A 14,131-nucleotide genomic window follows, 5' to 3' on the forward strand; every position below is an offset into this window, starting at 1 on the left:
GAGGAAAGCGTGAATATCATCGCCATCATGGGGCCTCACGGCGTCTATCACAAAGACGAACCGATCAAAGAACTGGAAGCGGCGCTGCAACGCCAGGGCTTTCAGACCATCTGGCCGCAAAACAGCGCCGACCTGCTGCAGTTTATTGAGCACAACCCGCGCATCTGTGGGGTGATTTTCGACTGGGATGAATACAGTGTCGATCTGTGCAGCGACATTAATCAGCTCAATGAATATCTGCCTCTGTACGCCTTTATTAACGCCCACTCGACGATGGACGTCAGTAGTCAGGATCTGCGCATGACGCTGTGGTTCTTCGAATATGCGCTGGGACTCTCCGAAGAGATCGCCACCCGCATCGGGCAGTACACGCGCGAGTACCTGGACAATATCACCCCGCCGTTTACCCGCGCCCTGTTCAACTATGTGCAGGAGGGGAAGTATACCTTTTGTACACCGGGCCATATGGGCGGTAGCGCCTATCAGAAAAGCCCGGTGGGCTGCCTGTTCTATGATTTCTTTGGCGGGAATACGTTAAAGGCGGATGTTTCGATTTCGGTAACCGAGCTGGGGTCGCTGCTGGATCATACCGGCCCGCATCTGGAGGCGGAGGAGTATATTGCCCGCGCCTTTGGCGCTGAACAGAGCTACATGGTGACCAACGGCACCTCGACGTCCAACAAAATTGTCGGTATGTACTCGGCGCCCGCCGGCAGCACGCTGCTGATTGACCGTAACTGTCACAAATCACTGGCCCATCTGCTGATGATGAGCGATGTGGTTCCCCTGTGGCTGAAGCCGACCCGCAACGCGCTGGGGATCCTCGGCGGTATCCCCCGGCGCGAATTTACCCGCGACAGCATTCACCAGAAAGTGCGCGACACGGGCGGGGCGCAGTGGCCCGTGCATGCGGTGATCACTAACTCCACCTACGATGGCCTGCTCTATAACACCACCTGGCTTAAGGAGACGCTCGACGTCCCGTCGATCCATTTCGATTCCGCCTGGGTGCCTTATACCCATTTCCATCCGATATATCAGGGGAAAAGCGGCATGAGCGGTGAGCGGATCCCCGGGAAAGTCATCTTCGAGACGCAGTCCACGCATAAGATGCTGGCCGCGCTGTCGCAGGCCTCGCTGATCCACATTAAGGGCAACTATGATGAAGAGACCTTTAATGAAGCCTTTATGATGCATACCTCTACGTCGCCGAGCTATCCCATCGTCGCGTCGATTGAGACCGCAGCGGCGATGCTGCGCGGTAACTCCGGTAAGCGTCTGATCCAGCGCTCCATTGAGCGAGCGCTGGACTTCCGCAAAGAGGTGCAGCGACTGCGCGAGGAGTCGGACGGCTGGTTCTTTGATATCTGGCAGCCGGAAGCCGTGGATAAAGCCGAGTGCTGGCCGGTGGCGCCTGGCGAAGACTGGCACGGTTTCAAAGATGCCGATGCGGATCATATGTATCTTGATCCGGTGAAGGTCACCATTCTGACGCCGGGCATGGACGAGCAGGGGAATATGGATGAAGAGGGGATCCCGGCGGCGCTGGTGGCGAAGTTCCTCGACGAGCGGGGCGTGGTGGTGGAAAAAACGGGCCCCTATAACCTGCTGTTCCTGTTCAGCATCGGTATTGATAAAACCCGGGCGATGGGGCTGTTGCGCGGTCTGACAGAGTTCAAACGCGCCTACGATCTCAATCTGCGGGTGAAAAATATGTTGCCGGATCTGTACGCGGAAGATCCCGACTTCTACCGCAACATGCGGATCCAGGACCTGGCGCAGGGGATCCACCGCTTGATCCGTCAGCACCAGCTGCCGCAGCTGATGCTCAGCGCCTTTGACGTCCTGCCGGAAATGAAAATGACGCCGCATCACGCCTGGCAGCGCCAGATCAAGGGTGAGGTGGAAACGATTGAACTGGAGAACCTGGTGGGCCGGATTTCGGCCAACATGATCCTCCCTTATCCACCGGGCGTACCGCTGCTGATGCCGGGAGAGATGATCACGGAGGAGAGTCGGGCAGTGCTCGATTTCCTGCTGATGCTCTGCTCCATCGGCCGTCATTACCCGGGTTTTGAGACTGATATTCACGGTGCGAAGCGCGATGAGGACGGCGTGTATCGGGTACGAGTCTTAAAAAATGACGAAAGGCTTGCGCGTTAACGGCGCGCACGAGTAACGTGGCTGGCTTAACAGAAGGAGTTTGACCATGCTGGGTTTGAAACGGGTTCACCATATTGCCATCATTGCGACGGACTACGCCCGCAGTAAAGCGTTCTATTGCGATATTCTGGGGTTTACGCTGCAAAGTGAGTTTTATCGCGCCGAGCGCGACTCCTGGAAGGGCGATCTGGCGCTCAATGGCGAGTACGTGATTGAGCTGTTCTCGTTCCCGTTTCCGCCGGCCCGACCCAGTCGCCCCGAAGCCTGTGGGTTGCGTCATCTGGCCTTTAGCGTGGATGATATCGACGCTGCGGTGGCGCATCTGACGGCCCATGGCGTCGAGTGCGAAGCGATTCGCGTCGATCCCTTTACCGGCAAACGCTTTACCTTCTTTAGCGATCCGGACGACCTGCCGCTGGAAATATATCAGCAGTAAACCTTGCCAGCGCGACCCTGGCCCGGTAACGTGCCGGGCCATCACTTCTCGGTATGTTCGTGGATATGACGGCTGATATTGCGCATACGCTTCATCCCCATCGCCAGCTGCTGGTGGCCTTCAGCGGCGGTCTGGATTCGACGGTTCTCCTGCACCAGCTGGTGCTGCTGCGGGAACAGGATCCCTCGCTGACGCTGCGGGCAGTGCATGTTCACCACGGCCTGAGCGCCCATGCAGACGACTGGGTGGCGCATTGTCGGCAGATTTGCCAGCAGTGGCAGGTACCGCTGGTGGTGCATCACGTGACGTTAGCCCGGGGTGGTCTGGGCGTGGAGGCCCATGCCCGCGCGGCGCGCTATCAGGCTTTTCAGGATACGCTCAACGCCGGCGAGGTGTTAGTGACCGCCCAGCACCAGGATGACCAGTGCGAAACGCTGCTGCTGGCGTTAAAACGCGGCAGCGGTCCTACCGGTCTGTCGGCGATGGCGGCATCCTCTGCCTTTGCCGGCAGCCGACTACTGCGTCCTCTCCTCAATGAAACCCGCGAATCGCTACGCCAGTGGGCACTCGCCCATCAGCTCTCGTGGATTGAAGATGAGAGCAATCAGGACGATACCTATGACCGCAACTTTCTGCGCCTGCGGGTGATCCCGGTCCTGCGCGAGCGCTGGCCGCACTTTAGCGAGGCCGTCGCCCGCAGCGCCAGCCTGTGCGCCGAGCAGGAACAACTGCTGGACGAAATGCTGGCGGCGGAGCTGGCGTCGCTGGTGGCCGAAGATGGCTCGCTGGCTATCACGCCGCTGACGTCGATGAGCCCACCCCGTCGCGCGGCGCTGCTGCGTCGCTGGCTCGCCGGGCATCAGGCGCCGATGCCGGCCCGCGAGGTGCCTGAGCGCCTCTGGCATGAGGTGGCGCTGGCGCGGGAAGATGCCAGCCCTTGTCTGCGGCTGGGGGAATTTACCGTTCGTCGTTTTCAACAGCGTTTGTACTGGGTGAAGTATCTTCCCGGCCAGACGGAAAGTGTCCAGCACTGGCCCAACTGGCGCCAGCCGCTGCGGCTGGCAGACGGTCTCGGCGAGCTGATGCTGCAGCCCGGCGGGACGTTGCGCCCGCCGTCTGCGGATGAGCCGGTCACTATCCGCTTTCGTGCCAGCGGCCGCCTGCATATCGTCGGGCGCCACGGCGGACGTAAGCTGAAGAAGATCTGGCAGGAGCTGGGCGTTGCTCCGTGGCGACGAGACACCACGCCGCTGCTGTTTTACGGCGAAACGCTGATTGCCGCAGCGGACGATCTGTTTGTGGCCAAAGAAGGTGCCGTCATGGAAGGGGAAGGGGAAGGGGAAGGGGTCAGGCTGGCATGGAGGAAAACGGGCGGTTAAGCCCGTTTTGATTCAGGATTCGCTCACCACCACGGTGCCGATTTCCGGGTGACTGAAGCTGGCGATTTTATCCAGGCGTAGCTCGCGGACGTTGCCGGCGAGTTCGACCACCAGATACTCGATATTTTTACGCGAGATTAGATCGCTGGCCTTCGCCTGCAGCTGTTCACCATCCTTCAGCGCCAGCGTCAGCACCAGGTGATGCTGGCAAGCCAGTTCCAGGTTGTCGTAATCGTCGCAGTTAATGGGTTGATAAGTATCATTCATTGACATAATCGCTCACCAGTAAGTTTGCTGCCGCATAAGCGGCCTTTTCCCTGACTGACTCCGAAAGGGCCTCATCCGCCGCAATCTCATTCAATACTTTCAACACGCAACCCAGCGCATCCGGGATATACCCTAAGTCTCCGCTGGCTATTTCCGCATACCGCTTGCGTATTAACTCACAATAGTGGTCCACATGCCCTCCTGTCAGCGTTCTGACTCAACCGTGGGATGCAAGTTTAAGCCTACGAAGATAAACTCTGTTTAGCAAGGGAACTATATCATAGTCATTTAAGCAATTTCAGCAGGATGAAACAGGTTGCTGCGATTGACGACAGCCTTTTGCCGCCAGTTTCGCTACAATGTACGCCATTCTTTTCAGGAGTTTATTCATGGCGCTGAAAGCGACGATATATAAAGCCGCGGTAAATGTAGCCGATCTGGATCGCAACCAGTTTCTGGATGCTAACCTGACGCTGGCGCAGCACCCCTCGGAAACCCAGGAGCGCATGATGTTGCGCCTGCTGGCGTGGATCAAATATGCCGATGAGCGGCTACAGTTTACCCGGGGGTTATCCTCGGATGATGAACCGGAGCTGTGGCAGCTAAACGACCATTTGGGCATCGATCTGTGGATTGAGCTGGGGCTGCCGGACGAGAAACGTCTCAAGAAAGCCTGCTCCCGGGCGCAGGCGGTGGCGCTGTTTGCCTATAATAGCCGGGCCGCTGAAATCTGGTGGCAGCAGAATCAGAACAAGCTTGCGGCGTACCCGAAGCTGACCATCTGGTATCTTGATGATGCGCAACTGGCGCAGCTTAGCGCCTTTGCCGATCGCACCATGACGCTGCAGGCCACTCTGCAGGACGGCGCTATCTGGTTATCCGACGCTCGGAATAATCTGGAAATTCATTTAACGGCCTGGCAAGCATCAGCATGATTACCATTAGCCGCAGCGTGACCATTGCCGATGATGAAGTCACGCTGGAAGGCATTCGTGCCCAGGGGGCCGGGGGCCAGCATGTGAATAAAGCGTCGACGGCGATCCATCTGCGCTTCGATATCAAAGCCTCGAGCTTGCCAGAGCATGACAAGGAGCGCCTGCTCGCCGCCAGCCACCACTTAATTTCTGCTGACGGTGTGGTTATCATTAAGGCTCAGGAATATCGCAGCCAGGAGATGAACCGCGAAGCGGCGATCTCGCGGCTGGTGGCCCTCATAAAAGAATTAACCGCAGTGCAAAAAAGTCGCCGGGAGACGCGACCGACTCGGGCATCCAAAGAGCGACGCCTTGCTTCCAAGGCACAGAAGTCCTCAGTCAAGGCGCTGCGTGGGAAAGTTCGCCAGTGAAGACGTCGGCGAACGGGTGAAATGGATGATAAGGAAAGCAAAGTGAAGAAAATCGTATTCTCCGTGATAGCGGCCTGCTCGCTGTTCGCGCTGTTTGGTTGTAACCATCGCGCCGAGACTGACACCGTACAGCCAGCGGCGATGGAAGAGCTCAAACCGATGCAGCAAAGCTGGCGTGGGGTGCTGCCTTGCGCGGATTGTGAAGGTATTGAAACCTCGCTGTTCCTGGAAAAAGACGGTACCTGGGTGATGAACGAGCACTACCAGGGCGCCCGTCGTGAACCGTCATCTTTTGCCTCTTATGGCACCTGGGCTCGCACAGCGGATAAACTGGTGCTGACCGACAGCAAAGGTGAGAAATCATATTTTCGCGCGAAGGGCGACAAGCTGGAGATGCTTGACCGCAGCGGGAGCCCCGTTCAGTCTCCTCTCAATTATACCCTGGAGCCGGTGAAGGCCAGCCTGCCGGTCACGCCGATGGCGATGCGCGGCATGTATTTCTATATGGCCGATGCGGCAACCTTTACCGATTGCGCGACCGGTAAACGCGTCGCGGTGGCGAACAATGCCCAGCTTGAGCGGGATTATGCCGCTGCCCGCGGCAATGATTCACGACCGGTGCTGCTGGTGGTGGAGGGGCACTTTACCCTCGAGGCGAACCCGGACACCGGCGAAATGATGAAGACGCTGATGACAGATAAAGACGGCAAATTTATCCCAGGAAAAGACTGCAGCCACTGATTGTCAGGCCCCTGCCCGGGACCGGGCAGGGGATGATCCCCCCAGCTACCACCAGCTTGCTCCTGCGATTCGCCCTGTCACATCAACAGTGAGCGTGGGTCTGGCTGGCGGAAAAGCGCAAATCGTTTTTTCACTTCACATCTGTCTTCGGTTTATTCAGCCCCACCAGCTTCCCGGCCTGAAGATAAACGCCTGGTTTCAGATGCCCGACATACTGCAACTGCGTTTCGGGTTTAAACGTGGCGACGTCTCCTTCCCGCATGTGCAGCAAATCAGAAGGACTGATCCACGCCGCCTGCGCCAGGGTCAGTGGATGCCCGGCTCTGACGAAGGCCTCGCTGACAAACTCCGAGCAAAACCACGCTTTCTTGTCGGCGCTTGCCGCATCGCCCAGTTGCGCTTTGGCCAGGCCGCTCACGCACTGCTGACGAAAGTTCCGCGAGAAAGGGTTGAGCGAGCAGAGCGGTTTGGTGACCATATAAGGGATAAACTGAATAATGCCGCGATAGTTATACCCGCTGTCTTTGACCTGCCAGGCAAAACTTTTCATCGCCGTTGCCTGGTCCGGCGTCAGGTCGGGCACCCTGAGGGCAAAGAGTTTATCGCTGTGCGCCAGCGCCTGCTGAACAGAAATCACCTGCACACCGGCGCCGGTGGCTTCCGCGATCTGACCCTCGCCAAGATACAGTGCGACGTGGCTAACGGAAGAGGCGCTGAAGGCGCGGATCCCAAACGAAGTGATACCCAGGCTGGACGAGAAGAGCAGGTCGCCGGAACGGAGGTCGCTTTCGCCAATTTCGAGGAGCCCGCTGCCGGCAATCGAGCTTTGACGCTGGAGGGTGACAGCCCATGGCGGGGAGCGGCCCTCGGTAGCGGATACGGAAGGGGCGCTGCGGCCGACGTCTACGGTGCAGGCGGTAAGCAGTAGCAGGGCGTAAGTAAGCAGTCCGCTGCTCAGGATAGGTGCAGTCATGGGTACTGTCCTTGTAAAAAAAAGGCCCTGACATCCGTTCAGGGCCCTGAGGTGGGTGCTTAGCCTTTTATCGCTTTAACCAGATATTCCACGATATCACCGGTTTTAATCAGCTGCTTCTCACCGTTACGACGATACTTGTATTCAATATCATCGTTATCGAGGTTCCGATCGCCCAGCACGATAGTGTGCGGGATACCGATCAGCTCCATATCAGCGAACATCACGCCAGGACGCTCTTTACGGTCGTCCATCAGCACATCGATGCCATGCGCACGCAACTCGGCGTACAGCTTCTCGGCCAGCTCCTGCACGCGATAGGACTTGTGCATATTCATCGGCAGAATCGCCACCTGGAACGGCGCGATGGCGTCTGGCCAGATAATCCCGCGATCGTCGAAGTTCTGCTCGATAGCAGCGGCCACCACGCGGGTCACCCCAATACCGTAGCAGCCCATGGTCAGGATCTGGTTACGGCCATCTTCGCCCTGTACGGCGGCATTCATCGCCTGAGAGTACTTAGTACCCAACTGGAAGATGTGACCCACTTCGATACCGCGCTTGATAAGCAGGGTACCTTTGCCGTCCGGGCTCGGATCGCCAGCGACGACGTTACGAATATCGGCGACTTCCGGCGTGGCAACGTCGCGATCCCAGTTGATGCCGAAGTAGTGTTTGCCATCGATGTTGGCGCCAGCGGCGAAATCGCTCATCACCGCAACGGTACGGTCGATAACCACCGGGATCGGCAGGTTCACCGGACCCAGGGAGCCCGGACCGGCTTTCACCAGAGCGCGGATCTCCTCTTCGGTGGCGAAGGTCAGCGGGCTGGCGACCTGCGGCAGTTTTTCCGCTTTCACTTCGTTCAGCTCGTGATCGCCGCGCACCAGCAGGGCAACCAGCGGGAAGGCGCTACCTTCAACCGCTTTCACCAGCAGGGTCTTCACGGTTTTTTCGATCGGCAGGTTGAACTGCTCAACCAGTTCGGCGATGGTTTTGGCGTTCGGCGTATCAACCAGGGTCATCTCCTGGGTGGCGGCTGCGCGCGGCGCTTTTGGCGCAACGGCTTCGGCAAACTCGATGTTTGCCGCGTAGTCGGAGCTGTCGGAGAAGATCACATCGTCTTCGCCGCTCTGCGCCAGCACCTGGAATTCATGAGAGGCGCTGCCGCCGATAGAACCGGTATCAGCCTGTACCGCACGGAAATCCAGCCCCATACGACTGAAGATTTTGCTGTAAGCGGTATACATCGCGTCGTAGGTTTCCTGCAGCGATTCCTGAGAGGTATGGAAAGAGTAAGCATCTTTCATCAGGAATTCACGGGAGCGCATCACGCCGAAACGCGGGCGCACTTCGTCGCGGAACTTGGTCTGAATCTGATAGAAGTTCAGCGGCAGCTGCTTATAAGAATTCAGCTCGTTGCGAATCAGATCGGTAATGACCTCTTCGTGGGTTGGACCGAGGACGAACGGGCGATCGCCACGATCGGCAATGCGCAGTAGTTCCGGGCCATACTGCTCCCAGCGACCGCTCTCCTGCCACAGTTCAGAGGGCTGAACGACCGGCATTAACACCTCGATCGCACCGGCGTTGTTCATTTCTTCACGCACGATGTTTTCGACTTTTTTCAGGACGCGCACGCCGGTCGGCAGCCAGGTGTATAACCCGGAGGCCAGCTTGCGGATCATCCCGGCGCGCAGCATCAGCTGGTGGCTGATGACCTCGGCGTCGGCAGGTGTCTCCTTCAGAGTGGAGAGCAGATATTGGCTAGTACGCATGTTGTAACGGTTCCAGTTAAACGAGCGGAACAGGCTGGTTGCCCAGCCTGAAACAAAAAAAGTGGTTTAGTTTACCAGTGTGGCAAAGATGCCAAAAGAGAGGAAAATAAAATTAGCGCGCTTCGAGGGCAAAGACTTCAAAACCAGAGGCGATCACCCGCCAGCGGACGTTGAAATCCAGCAACCAGACGGCATAATTTTTTCCTGCTTCTTCCTCTTTACGGTAGGCTGGGCGCGGATCCTGTGCCAATACTTCGCGAATAAACGCTTTGATATGCGGGTAGCGTTTTTCCAGGGTCAGTAACTGCGCTTCTGTTTCCGGTGTAAAACTGACGTTCATACCCGCCAGCGGCGCCTGTTGCGCATAGCTGGCGCTGGCATCCGGCAGGGCTTCGGCGAAAGGAAGATACGGTTTGATATCAACCACCGGCGTCCCGTCGACGAGATCGAGGCTACCGAGTTCCAGGATCACCTGATCCTTCTGACAACGAATGCCTTTCAGCTCAACCAGCGACATGCCGATGGGGTTAGGGCGAAACGTCGAACGGGTGGCAAAGACGCCCATCCGTGCATTGCCTCCCAGTCGGGGAGGGCGCACCGTCGGACGCCAGCCGCCTTCCATGGTCTGATGAAACACAAACAGGACCCACAGATGGCTGAAGTTTTCCAGGCCACGCACGGCGTCGGCCTGATTGTAGGGCGCGACCAGATGCAGTTCTCCGCCGCCGTGCTTAACCAGCCCAGGCTGGCGAGGAACGGCAAATTTCTCTTTATACGGCGAGCGGATAACGCCTATCTGCGCGAACTGGAATGCACTCATTGTGCCGAAACGTTAAGCGCCGAGCCCAGACAAACCGCCTGACGGTAGCAGCCTGGCGTGCCGCTGGTCACTTCGCAGCGGTGAAGCAGGACGGCATTGGCTTTCATGCGTGCCGCATTCACCTGCAGACGCTTGCGGGCGGTTGGGATGTTCGGTGGGGAATCCTGATTTGAGGCCTGGCATGACTCACCAGTCACTTCACCCAGATCGCGGAACGGTTTTCCCACCAACTCTGACGCATCGGTATAAATACGTACCGGCGCCGGACGGGTTACGCGTGGTTTGCTCGGCTCAGATTTAACCGGGGGGGTTGCAGTGCTTTGAACAGGTTCAACAGGGGATCTGCTTAGCATGGAACAACCGCTTAACATGAGTGCTAACAAACAGACCGGTAAAGCACGCATAGTATTTCCTCAATGAATAAAAAACAGGGCGTTATTGAATCAGGTGCTTGCATAAATGACAAGACGGGCGTGAAGCCCGTCCTGAATGATATTACGGTGAGAAAAGATTACCAGCCTTTCACTGCGCCACCGTTAAAGATCTTGTTCGCCGCTTCGTAAACTTCATCGCTCTGGTAAGCCTGAACGAATTTCTTCACATTCTCAGCATCTTTATTGTCTTCGCGCGCCACAATCAGGTTCACGTAAGGAGACTCTTTGCCTTCAACAAAGATACCGTCTTTCGCCGGGGTCAGGCCAATCTGGCTGGCGTAAGTGGTGTTGATGACGGCCAGCGCAATCTGTGCATCGTCCAGAGAACGCGGCAGCTGCGGCGCTTCCAGCTCAACAATCTTCAGGTTTTTCGGATTCTCTACCACATCCAGAGAGGTTGGCAGCAGGCCTACACCTTCTTTCAGTTTAATCAGACCCACTTGCTGCAGCAGCAGCAGGGAACGACCGAGGTTGGTCGGATCGTTAGGGACGGCGATCTGCGAGCCCGGCTGCAGTTCGTCCAGCGATTTGATTTTCTTCGAGTAACCCGCGATCGGATAAACGAAGGTGTTGCCAACGGAGACCAGCTTATAGCCACGGTCTTTAATCTGCTGGTCGAGATACGGTTTATGCTGGAAGGCGTTCACGTCGATATCGCCTTTGCTCAGCGCTTCGTTTGGCAGCACATAATCGTTAAAGGTGACCAGCTCAACGTCGAGGCCATACTTCTCTTTTGCCACTTTCTGCGCAACTTCAGCGACCTGCTGTTCCGCCCCGACGATAACGCCGACTTTAATATGATTCGGATCTTTTTCATCCTGACCGCAACCCACCAGCGCAAGAGAACCGATTAACGCGCCAACTGCCGCAAAGGTTTTGAAATTAAAGGCCATGTTATTTCCTTCCTGTAAGAATGAGTGTTGTCTGCCAATAACGTTATTTATGAGTCACAGCCCGGACGATACGATCGCCAGAGAATTGAATTAGATAAACCAGAATAACCAGTAATACCAGTACGGTATTCATCACGGTGGCGTTGTAGCCGATATAACCGTACTGATAACCAATCTGCCCCAGACCACCGGCGCCCACCGCACCGCCCATGGCGGAATAGCCCACGAGAGTAATGAGGGTGATGGTGGCGGCGTTGACCAGACCCGGCAGCGCCTCAGGCAGCAGGACCTTGCGGACAATCTGCAGCGGTGTGGCGCCCATCGCGCGGGAAGCTTCGATAAGCCCGGTCGGGATCTCCAGTAGGGCGTTCTCCACCATGCGGGCGATAAACGGCGCGGCGCCGACTGTTAACGGCACGATCGCCGCCTGCAGGCCGATCGAGGTGCCGACGATTATGCGAGTAAACGGGATCATCCAGACCAGCAGGATAATGAACGGGATGGAACGGAAAATATTCACCACCGCCGACAAGGTACGATACAGTTTGGCATTGGCGGCAATTTGCCCAGGGCGCGTGACATACAGCAGCACGCCCACCGGCAGACCAAGGACAAAACCGAAGAAGCCGGAGACAAAGGTCATTGCCAGCGTTTCCCATACGCCGCGCAACAGCAGCCACATCATTGGCTCAGACATATCCCAATACCTCTACTTTTACATGGTGTTCCTGCAGCCAGGCGATGGCCGCCTGAGTGTCTTCCTGTGTACCGTGCATTTCGGTCAGCATGATGCCGAACTTCACGCCACCGGCGTAATCCATCTGCGCACTAATAATGTTGTTATTCACATTGAAGCGACGCGCGGTTTCAGAGAGCAGCGGCGCATCGACGGAGTGGCCGGTAAATTCCATGCGCAGCATCGGTACACTGTCCGCTGCGGCGGTAGGTTTCAGGCGTGCCTGGTAGTCATCCGGAATATCCAGGTGCAGAGTCGACTGAATGAACTGCTGGGCCAGCGGCGTCTTCGGATGGGAGAAGACTTCGCTCACCGTGTCCTGCTCAATAAGCTGGCCGTTGCTAATCACCGCCACGCAGTCGCAGATGCGCTTCACCACATCCATTTCATGGGTGATCAGCAGAATGGTCAATCCCAGACGCCGGTTAATGTCTTTCAGCAGTTCGAGAATGGAACGGGTCGTGGCCGGGTCGAGAGCGCTGGTGGCTTCATCGCACAGCAATACCTTAGGATTGCTGGCCAGTGCGCGGGCAATGGCGACGCGCTGTTTCTGGCCGCCGGAGAGATTAGCTGGGTAGCTGTCGTGCTTATCACCCAGGCCGACGAGATCCAGCAGCTCCGTCACACGGCGTTTGATTTCTGCCTGCGGGGTGTTATCCAGTTCCAGGGGCAACGCGACGTTGCCGAAAACGGTCCGGGAGGCCAGCAGGTTAAAATGCTGGAAAATCATGCCAATCTGACGGCGCGCACGGGTTAGCTCTTTTTCCGACAGTGCAGTCAATTCCTGACCGTCAACCTGTACGCTGCCCTCGGTCGGGCGCTCCAGCAGGTTGACGCAGCGAATCAGCGTGCTTTTACCGGCGCCGGAGGCTCCGATGACGCCATAAATTTGTCCGGCAGGGACATGCAGGCTGACGTTATTCAGCGCCTGAATGCTGCGATTCCCCTGCTGGAACACTTTGGTGATATTGGAAAGTTTAATCATCAGTTATTTATTATCGTTTAGCCGTTTGCCGTGGCATTTTCTTCTGCCGTATCCAGGCGATGCCTGGCAATGAAATGGATGTTAAGGCATCCAGACGTCTAAATCAATCTGACTCTTTATAATGAGCACTTTCTTGCATGCTGAAACATGCGATACTAACGGCACTAGCCTTTTTCAGGAGCAAACCGGTGGCAAAGTCAGTACCCGCAATTTTTCTCGACCGTGACGGCACTATTAATGTCGATCATGGCTACGTCCACGAAATCGACAATTTTGAATTTATCGATGGCGTCATTGACGCGATGCGCGAACTAAAAGAGATGGGCTATGCGCTGGTGCTGGTCACTAACCAGTCCGGTATTGCTCGCGGTAAATTTACCGAAGCCCAGTTTGAAACGCTGACCGAATGGATGGACTGGTCTCTGGCCGATCGTGGCGTCGACCTGGACGGTATCTACTATTGCCCGCATCACCCGCAGGGTGCGGTGGAGGAGTACCGTCAGACCTGTGATTGTCGTAAACCGCATCCGGGGATGCTGATCTCCGCCCGCGATTATCTGCATATCGATATGGCTTCTTCCTATATGGTAGGGGACAAACTGGAAGATATGCAGGCTGCTGCGGCGGCAGATGTCGGTACTAAAGTGTTGGTGCGTACCGGTAAGCCCCTTACTGAAGAAGCGGAAAAAGTGGCTGACTGGGTGCTAAATAGCCTGGCAGAGCTGCCCGCGGCGATTAAAAAGCAGCAAAAATAAGCGTTGCGTTTAAAAGATGAGCGGTTGAAATAAAATTGTATTTTTCCGCTTGTCATTCCCGGAGAGCTCCCTATAATGCGCCTCCATCGACACGGCAGATGTGAATCACTTCACACAAACAGCCGGTTCGGTTGAAGAGAAAAATCCTGAAATTCAGGGTTGACTCTGAAAGAGGAAAGCGTAATATACGCCACCTCGCGACAGAGCGCTAAAGCGCGTCGCAACTGCTCTTTAACAATTTATCAGACAATCTGTGTGGGCACTCAAAGTGACATGGATTCTTAATGTCTTCGGACAATAAATGAATACCAAGTCTCTGAGTGAACATACGTAATTCATTACGAAGTTTAATTCACGAGCATCAAACTTAAATTGAAGAGTTTGATCATGGCTCAGATTGAACGCTGGCGGCAGGCCTAACACATG

General features: G+C 56.4%; 16 protein-coding genes. 7 read left to right on the forward strand and 9 right to left on the reverse strand.

Features of this window, described 5'->3' with window-relative positions:
* The first annotated feature begins 9 nt into the window (after positions 1-9).
* From CWM53_RS10325 to tilS, 3 genes are read left to right on the forward strand one after another with little or no spacing between them, the layout of a single operon-like run.
* Positions 10-2,163 carry a lysine decarboxylase LdcC gene (locus tag CWM53_RS10325; RefSeq protein ID WP_061156413.1) on the forward strand — a complete coding sequence of 718 codons (2,154 nt, stop codon included), beginning with the start codon at positions 10-12 and terminating at the stop codon, positions 2,161-2,163.
* A gap of 46 nt (positions 2,164-2,209) precedes the next feature.
* The gene (locus CWM53_RS10330; protein WP_002889387.1) at positions 2,210-2,599 is read left to right on the forward strand and encodes a VOC family protein; all 390 of its coding nucleotides are present in this window, start codon (positions 2,210-2,212) and stop codon (positions 2,597-2,599) included.
* A gap of 53 nt (positions 2,600-2,652) precedes the next feature.
* Positions 2,653-3,978, forward strand: a complete 1,326-nt coding sequence (gene tilS / locus CWM53_RS10335; protein ID WP_165785064.1) for a tRNA lysidine(34) synthetase TilS — start codon at positions 2,653-2,655, stop codon at positions 3,976-3,978.
* Positions 3,979-3,990: 12 nt separating this feature from the next.
* Here tilS and rof read toward each other — a convergent pair whose 3' ends face one another.
* Complete coding sequence (gene rof, locus CWM53_RS10340) at positions 3,991-4,251, reverse strand: Rho-binding antiterminator (RefSeq protein WP_002889424.1); 261 nt, start codon at positions 4,249-4,251, stop codon at positions 3,991-3,993.
* On the reverse strand, positions 4,238-4,438 hold the full coding sequence (locus tag CWM53_RS10345; protein WP_002889429.1) for a YaeP family protein: 201 nt from the start codon (positions 4,436-4,438) through the stop codon (positions 4,238-4,240). Before CWM53_RS10345 ends, rof begins: the two co-directional genes overlap by 14 nt.
* Positions 4,439-4,634: 196 nt before the next feature.
* Here CWM53_RS10345 and CWM53_RS10350 point away from each other — a divergent pair, with 196 nt between their 5' ends.
* The 3 genes from CWM53_RS10350 to nlpE are packed head-to-tail and all read left to right on the forward strand — an operon-like array spanning position 4,635 to position 6,331.
* A complete protein-coding gene (locus CWM53_RS10350; protein ID WP_074386827.1) occupies positions 4,635-5,180 on the forward strand; it encodes a YaeQ family protein in 546 nt (181 codons plus the stop codon).
* The gene (gene arfB / locus CWM53_RS10355; RefSeq protein WP_074386826.1) at positions 5,177-5,590 is read left to right on the forward strand and encodes an alternative ribosome rescue aminoacyl-tRNA hydrolase ArfB; all 414 of its coding nucleotides are present in this window, start codon (positions 5,177-5,179) and stop codon (positions 5,588-5,590) included. Before CWM53_RS10350 ends, arfB begins: the two co-directional genes overlap by 4 nt.
* Positions 5,591-5,632: 42 nt before the next feature.
* Positions 5,633-6,331 carry an envelope stress response activation lipoprotein NlpE gene (gene nlpE, locus CWM53_RS10360; protein WP_074386889.1) on the forward strand — a complete coding sequence of 233 codons (699 nt, stop codon included), beginning with the start codon at positions 5,633-5,635 and terminating at the stop codon, positions 6,329-6,331.
* Positions 6,332-6,461: 130 nt separating this feature from the next.
* On the opposite strand, the gene CWM53_RS10365 is transcribed toward nlpE, so the two are convergent.
* The 7 genes from CWM53_RS10365 to metN all read right to left on the reverse strand — a co-directional run bounded on the left by CWM53_RS10365 (position 6,462) and on the right by metN (position 12,950).
* A complete protein-coding gene (locus CWM53_RS10365) occupies positions 6,462-7,304 on the reverse strand; it encodes a YaeF family permuted papain-like enzyme (protein WP_100729965.1) in 843 nt (280 codons plus the stop codon).
* Positions 7,305-7,363: 59 nt separating this feature from the next.
* Positions 7,364-9,082, reverse strand: a complete 1,719-nt coding sequence (gene proS / locus CWM53_RS10370) for a proline--tRNA ligase (protein ID WP_074386824.1) — start codon at positions 9,080-9,082, stop codon at positions 7,364-7,366.
* A gap of 112 nt (positions 9,083-9,194) precedes the next feature.
* On the reverse strand, positions 9,195-9,902 hold the full coding sequence (tsaA, locus tag CWM53_RS10375) for a tRNA (N6-threonylcarbamoyladenosine(37)-N6)-methyltransferase TrmO (RefSeq protein ID WP_100631599.1): 708 nt from the start codon (positions 9,900-9,902) through the stop codon (positions 9,195-9,197).
* A complete protein-coding gene (gene rcsF, locus CWM53_RS10380) occupies positions 9,899-10,306 on the reverse strand; it encodes an Rcs stress response system protein RcsF (protein ID WP_061155686.1) in 408 nt (135 codons plus the stop codon). Before rcsF ends, tsaA begins: the two co-directional genes overlap by 4 nt.
* A gap of 107 nt (positions 10,307-10,413) precedes the next feature.
* Positions 10,414-11,229 (reverse strand): methionine ABC transporter substrate-binding lipoprotein MetQ, encoded by an 816-nt coding sequence (gene metQ / locus CWM53_RS10385; RefSeq protein WP_074386822.1) that lies wholly within the window; start codon positions 11,227-11,229, stop codon positions 10,414-10,416.
* 43 nt (positions 11,230-11,272) lie between these two features.
* Entirely contained in the window at positions 11,273-11,926 is a 654-nt protein-coding gene (locus CWM53_RS10390) for a methionine ABC transporter permease MetI (RefSeq protein ID WP_061155684.1), read from the reverse strand.
* Positions 11,919-12,950 carry a methionine ABC transporter ATP-binding protein MetN gene (metN, locus tag CWM53_RS10395; protein ID WP_008807334.1) on the reverse strand — a complete coding sequence of 344 codons (1,032 nt, stop codon included), beginning with the start codon at positions 12,948-12,950 and terminating at the stop codon, positions 11,919-11,921. Before metN ends, CWM53_RS10390 begins: the two co-directional genes overlap by 8 nt.
* A 188-nt stretch (positions 12,951-13,138) precedes the next feature.
* Here metN and gmhB point away from each other — a divergent pair, with 188 nt between their 5' ends.
* On the forward strand, positions 13,139-13,705 hold the full coding sequence (gmhB, locus tag CWM53_RS10400) for a D-glycero-beta-D-manno-heptose 1,7-bisphosphate 7-phosphatase (protein WP_074386821.1): 567 nt from the start codon (positions 13,139-13,141) through the stop codon (positions 13,703-13,705).
* Positions 13,706-14,131: the final 426 nt, after the last annotated feature.

The sequence above is a fragment of the Klebsiella sp. A-Nf5 genome (genome assembly GCF_002810545.1).
GTDB classification, from domain to species: Bacteria; Pseudomonadota; Gammaproteobacteria; order Enterobacterales; family Enterobacteriaceae; genus Klebsiella; species Klebsiella variicola.

Coding starts and splice junctions, on each gene's coding strand:
- CWM53_RS10330 (WP_002889387.1), top strand. CDS start 2,210: ATGCTGGGTTTGAAACGGGTTCACCATATTGCCATCATTGCGACGGAC.
- tilS (WP_165785064.1), top strand. CDS start 2,653: ATGTTCGTGGATATGACGGCTGATATTGCGCATACGCTTCATCCCCAT.
- rof (WP_002889424.1), bottom strand. CDS start 4,251: ATGTCAATGAATGATACTTATCAACCCATTAACTGCGACGATTACGAC.
- CWM53_RS10350 (WP_074386827.1), top strand. CDS start 4,635: ATGGCGCTGAAAGCGACGATATATAAAGCCGCGGTAAATGTAGCCGAT.
- arfB (WP_074386826.1), top strand. CDS start 5,177: ATGATTACCATTAGCCGCAGCGTGACCATTGCCGATGATGAAGTCACG.
- CWM53_RS10365 (WP_100729965.1), bottom strand. CDS start 7,304: ATGACTGCACCTATCCTGAGCAGCGGACTGCTTACTTACGCCCTGCTA.
- proS (WP_074386824.1), bottom strand. CDS start 9,082: ATGCGTACTAGCCAATATCTGCTCTCCACTCTGAAGGAGACACCTGCC.
- tsaA (WP_100631599.1), bottom strand. CDS start 9,902: ATGAGTGCATTCCAGTTCGCGCAGATAGGCGTTATCCGCTCGCCGTAT.
- rcsF (WP_061155686.1), bottom strand. CDS start 10,306: ATGCGTGCTTTACCGGTCTGTTTGTTAGCACTCATGTTAAGCGGTTGT.
- metQ (WP_074386822.1), bottom strand. CDS start 11,229: ATGGCCTTTAATTTCAAAACCTTTGCGGCAGTTGGCGCGTTAATCGGT.
- CWM53_RS10390 (WP_061155684.1), bottom strand. CDS start 11,926: ATGTCTGAGCCAATGATGTGGCTGCTGTTGCGCGGCGTATGGGAAACG.
- metN (WP_008807334.1), bottom strand. CDS start 12,950: ATGATTAAACTTTCCAATATCACCAAAGTGTTCCAGCAGGGGAATCGC.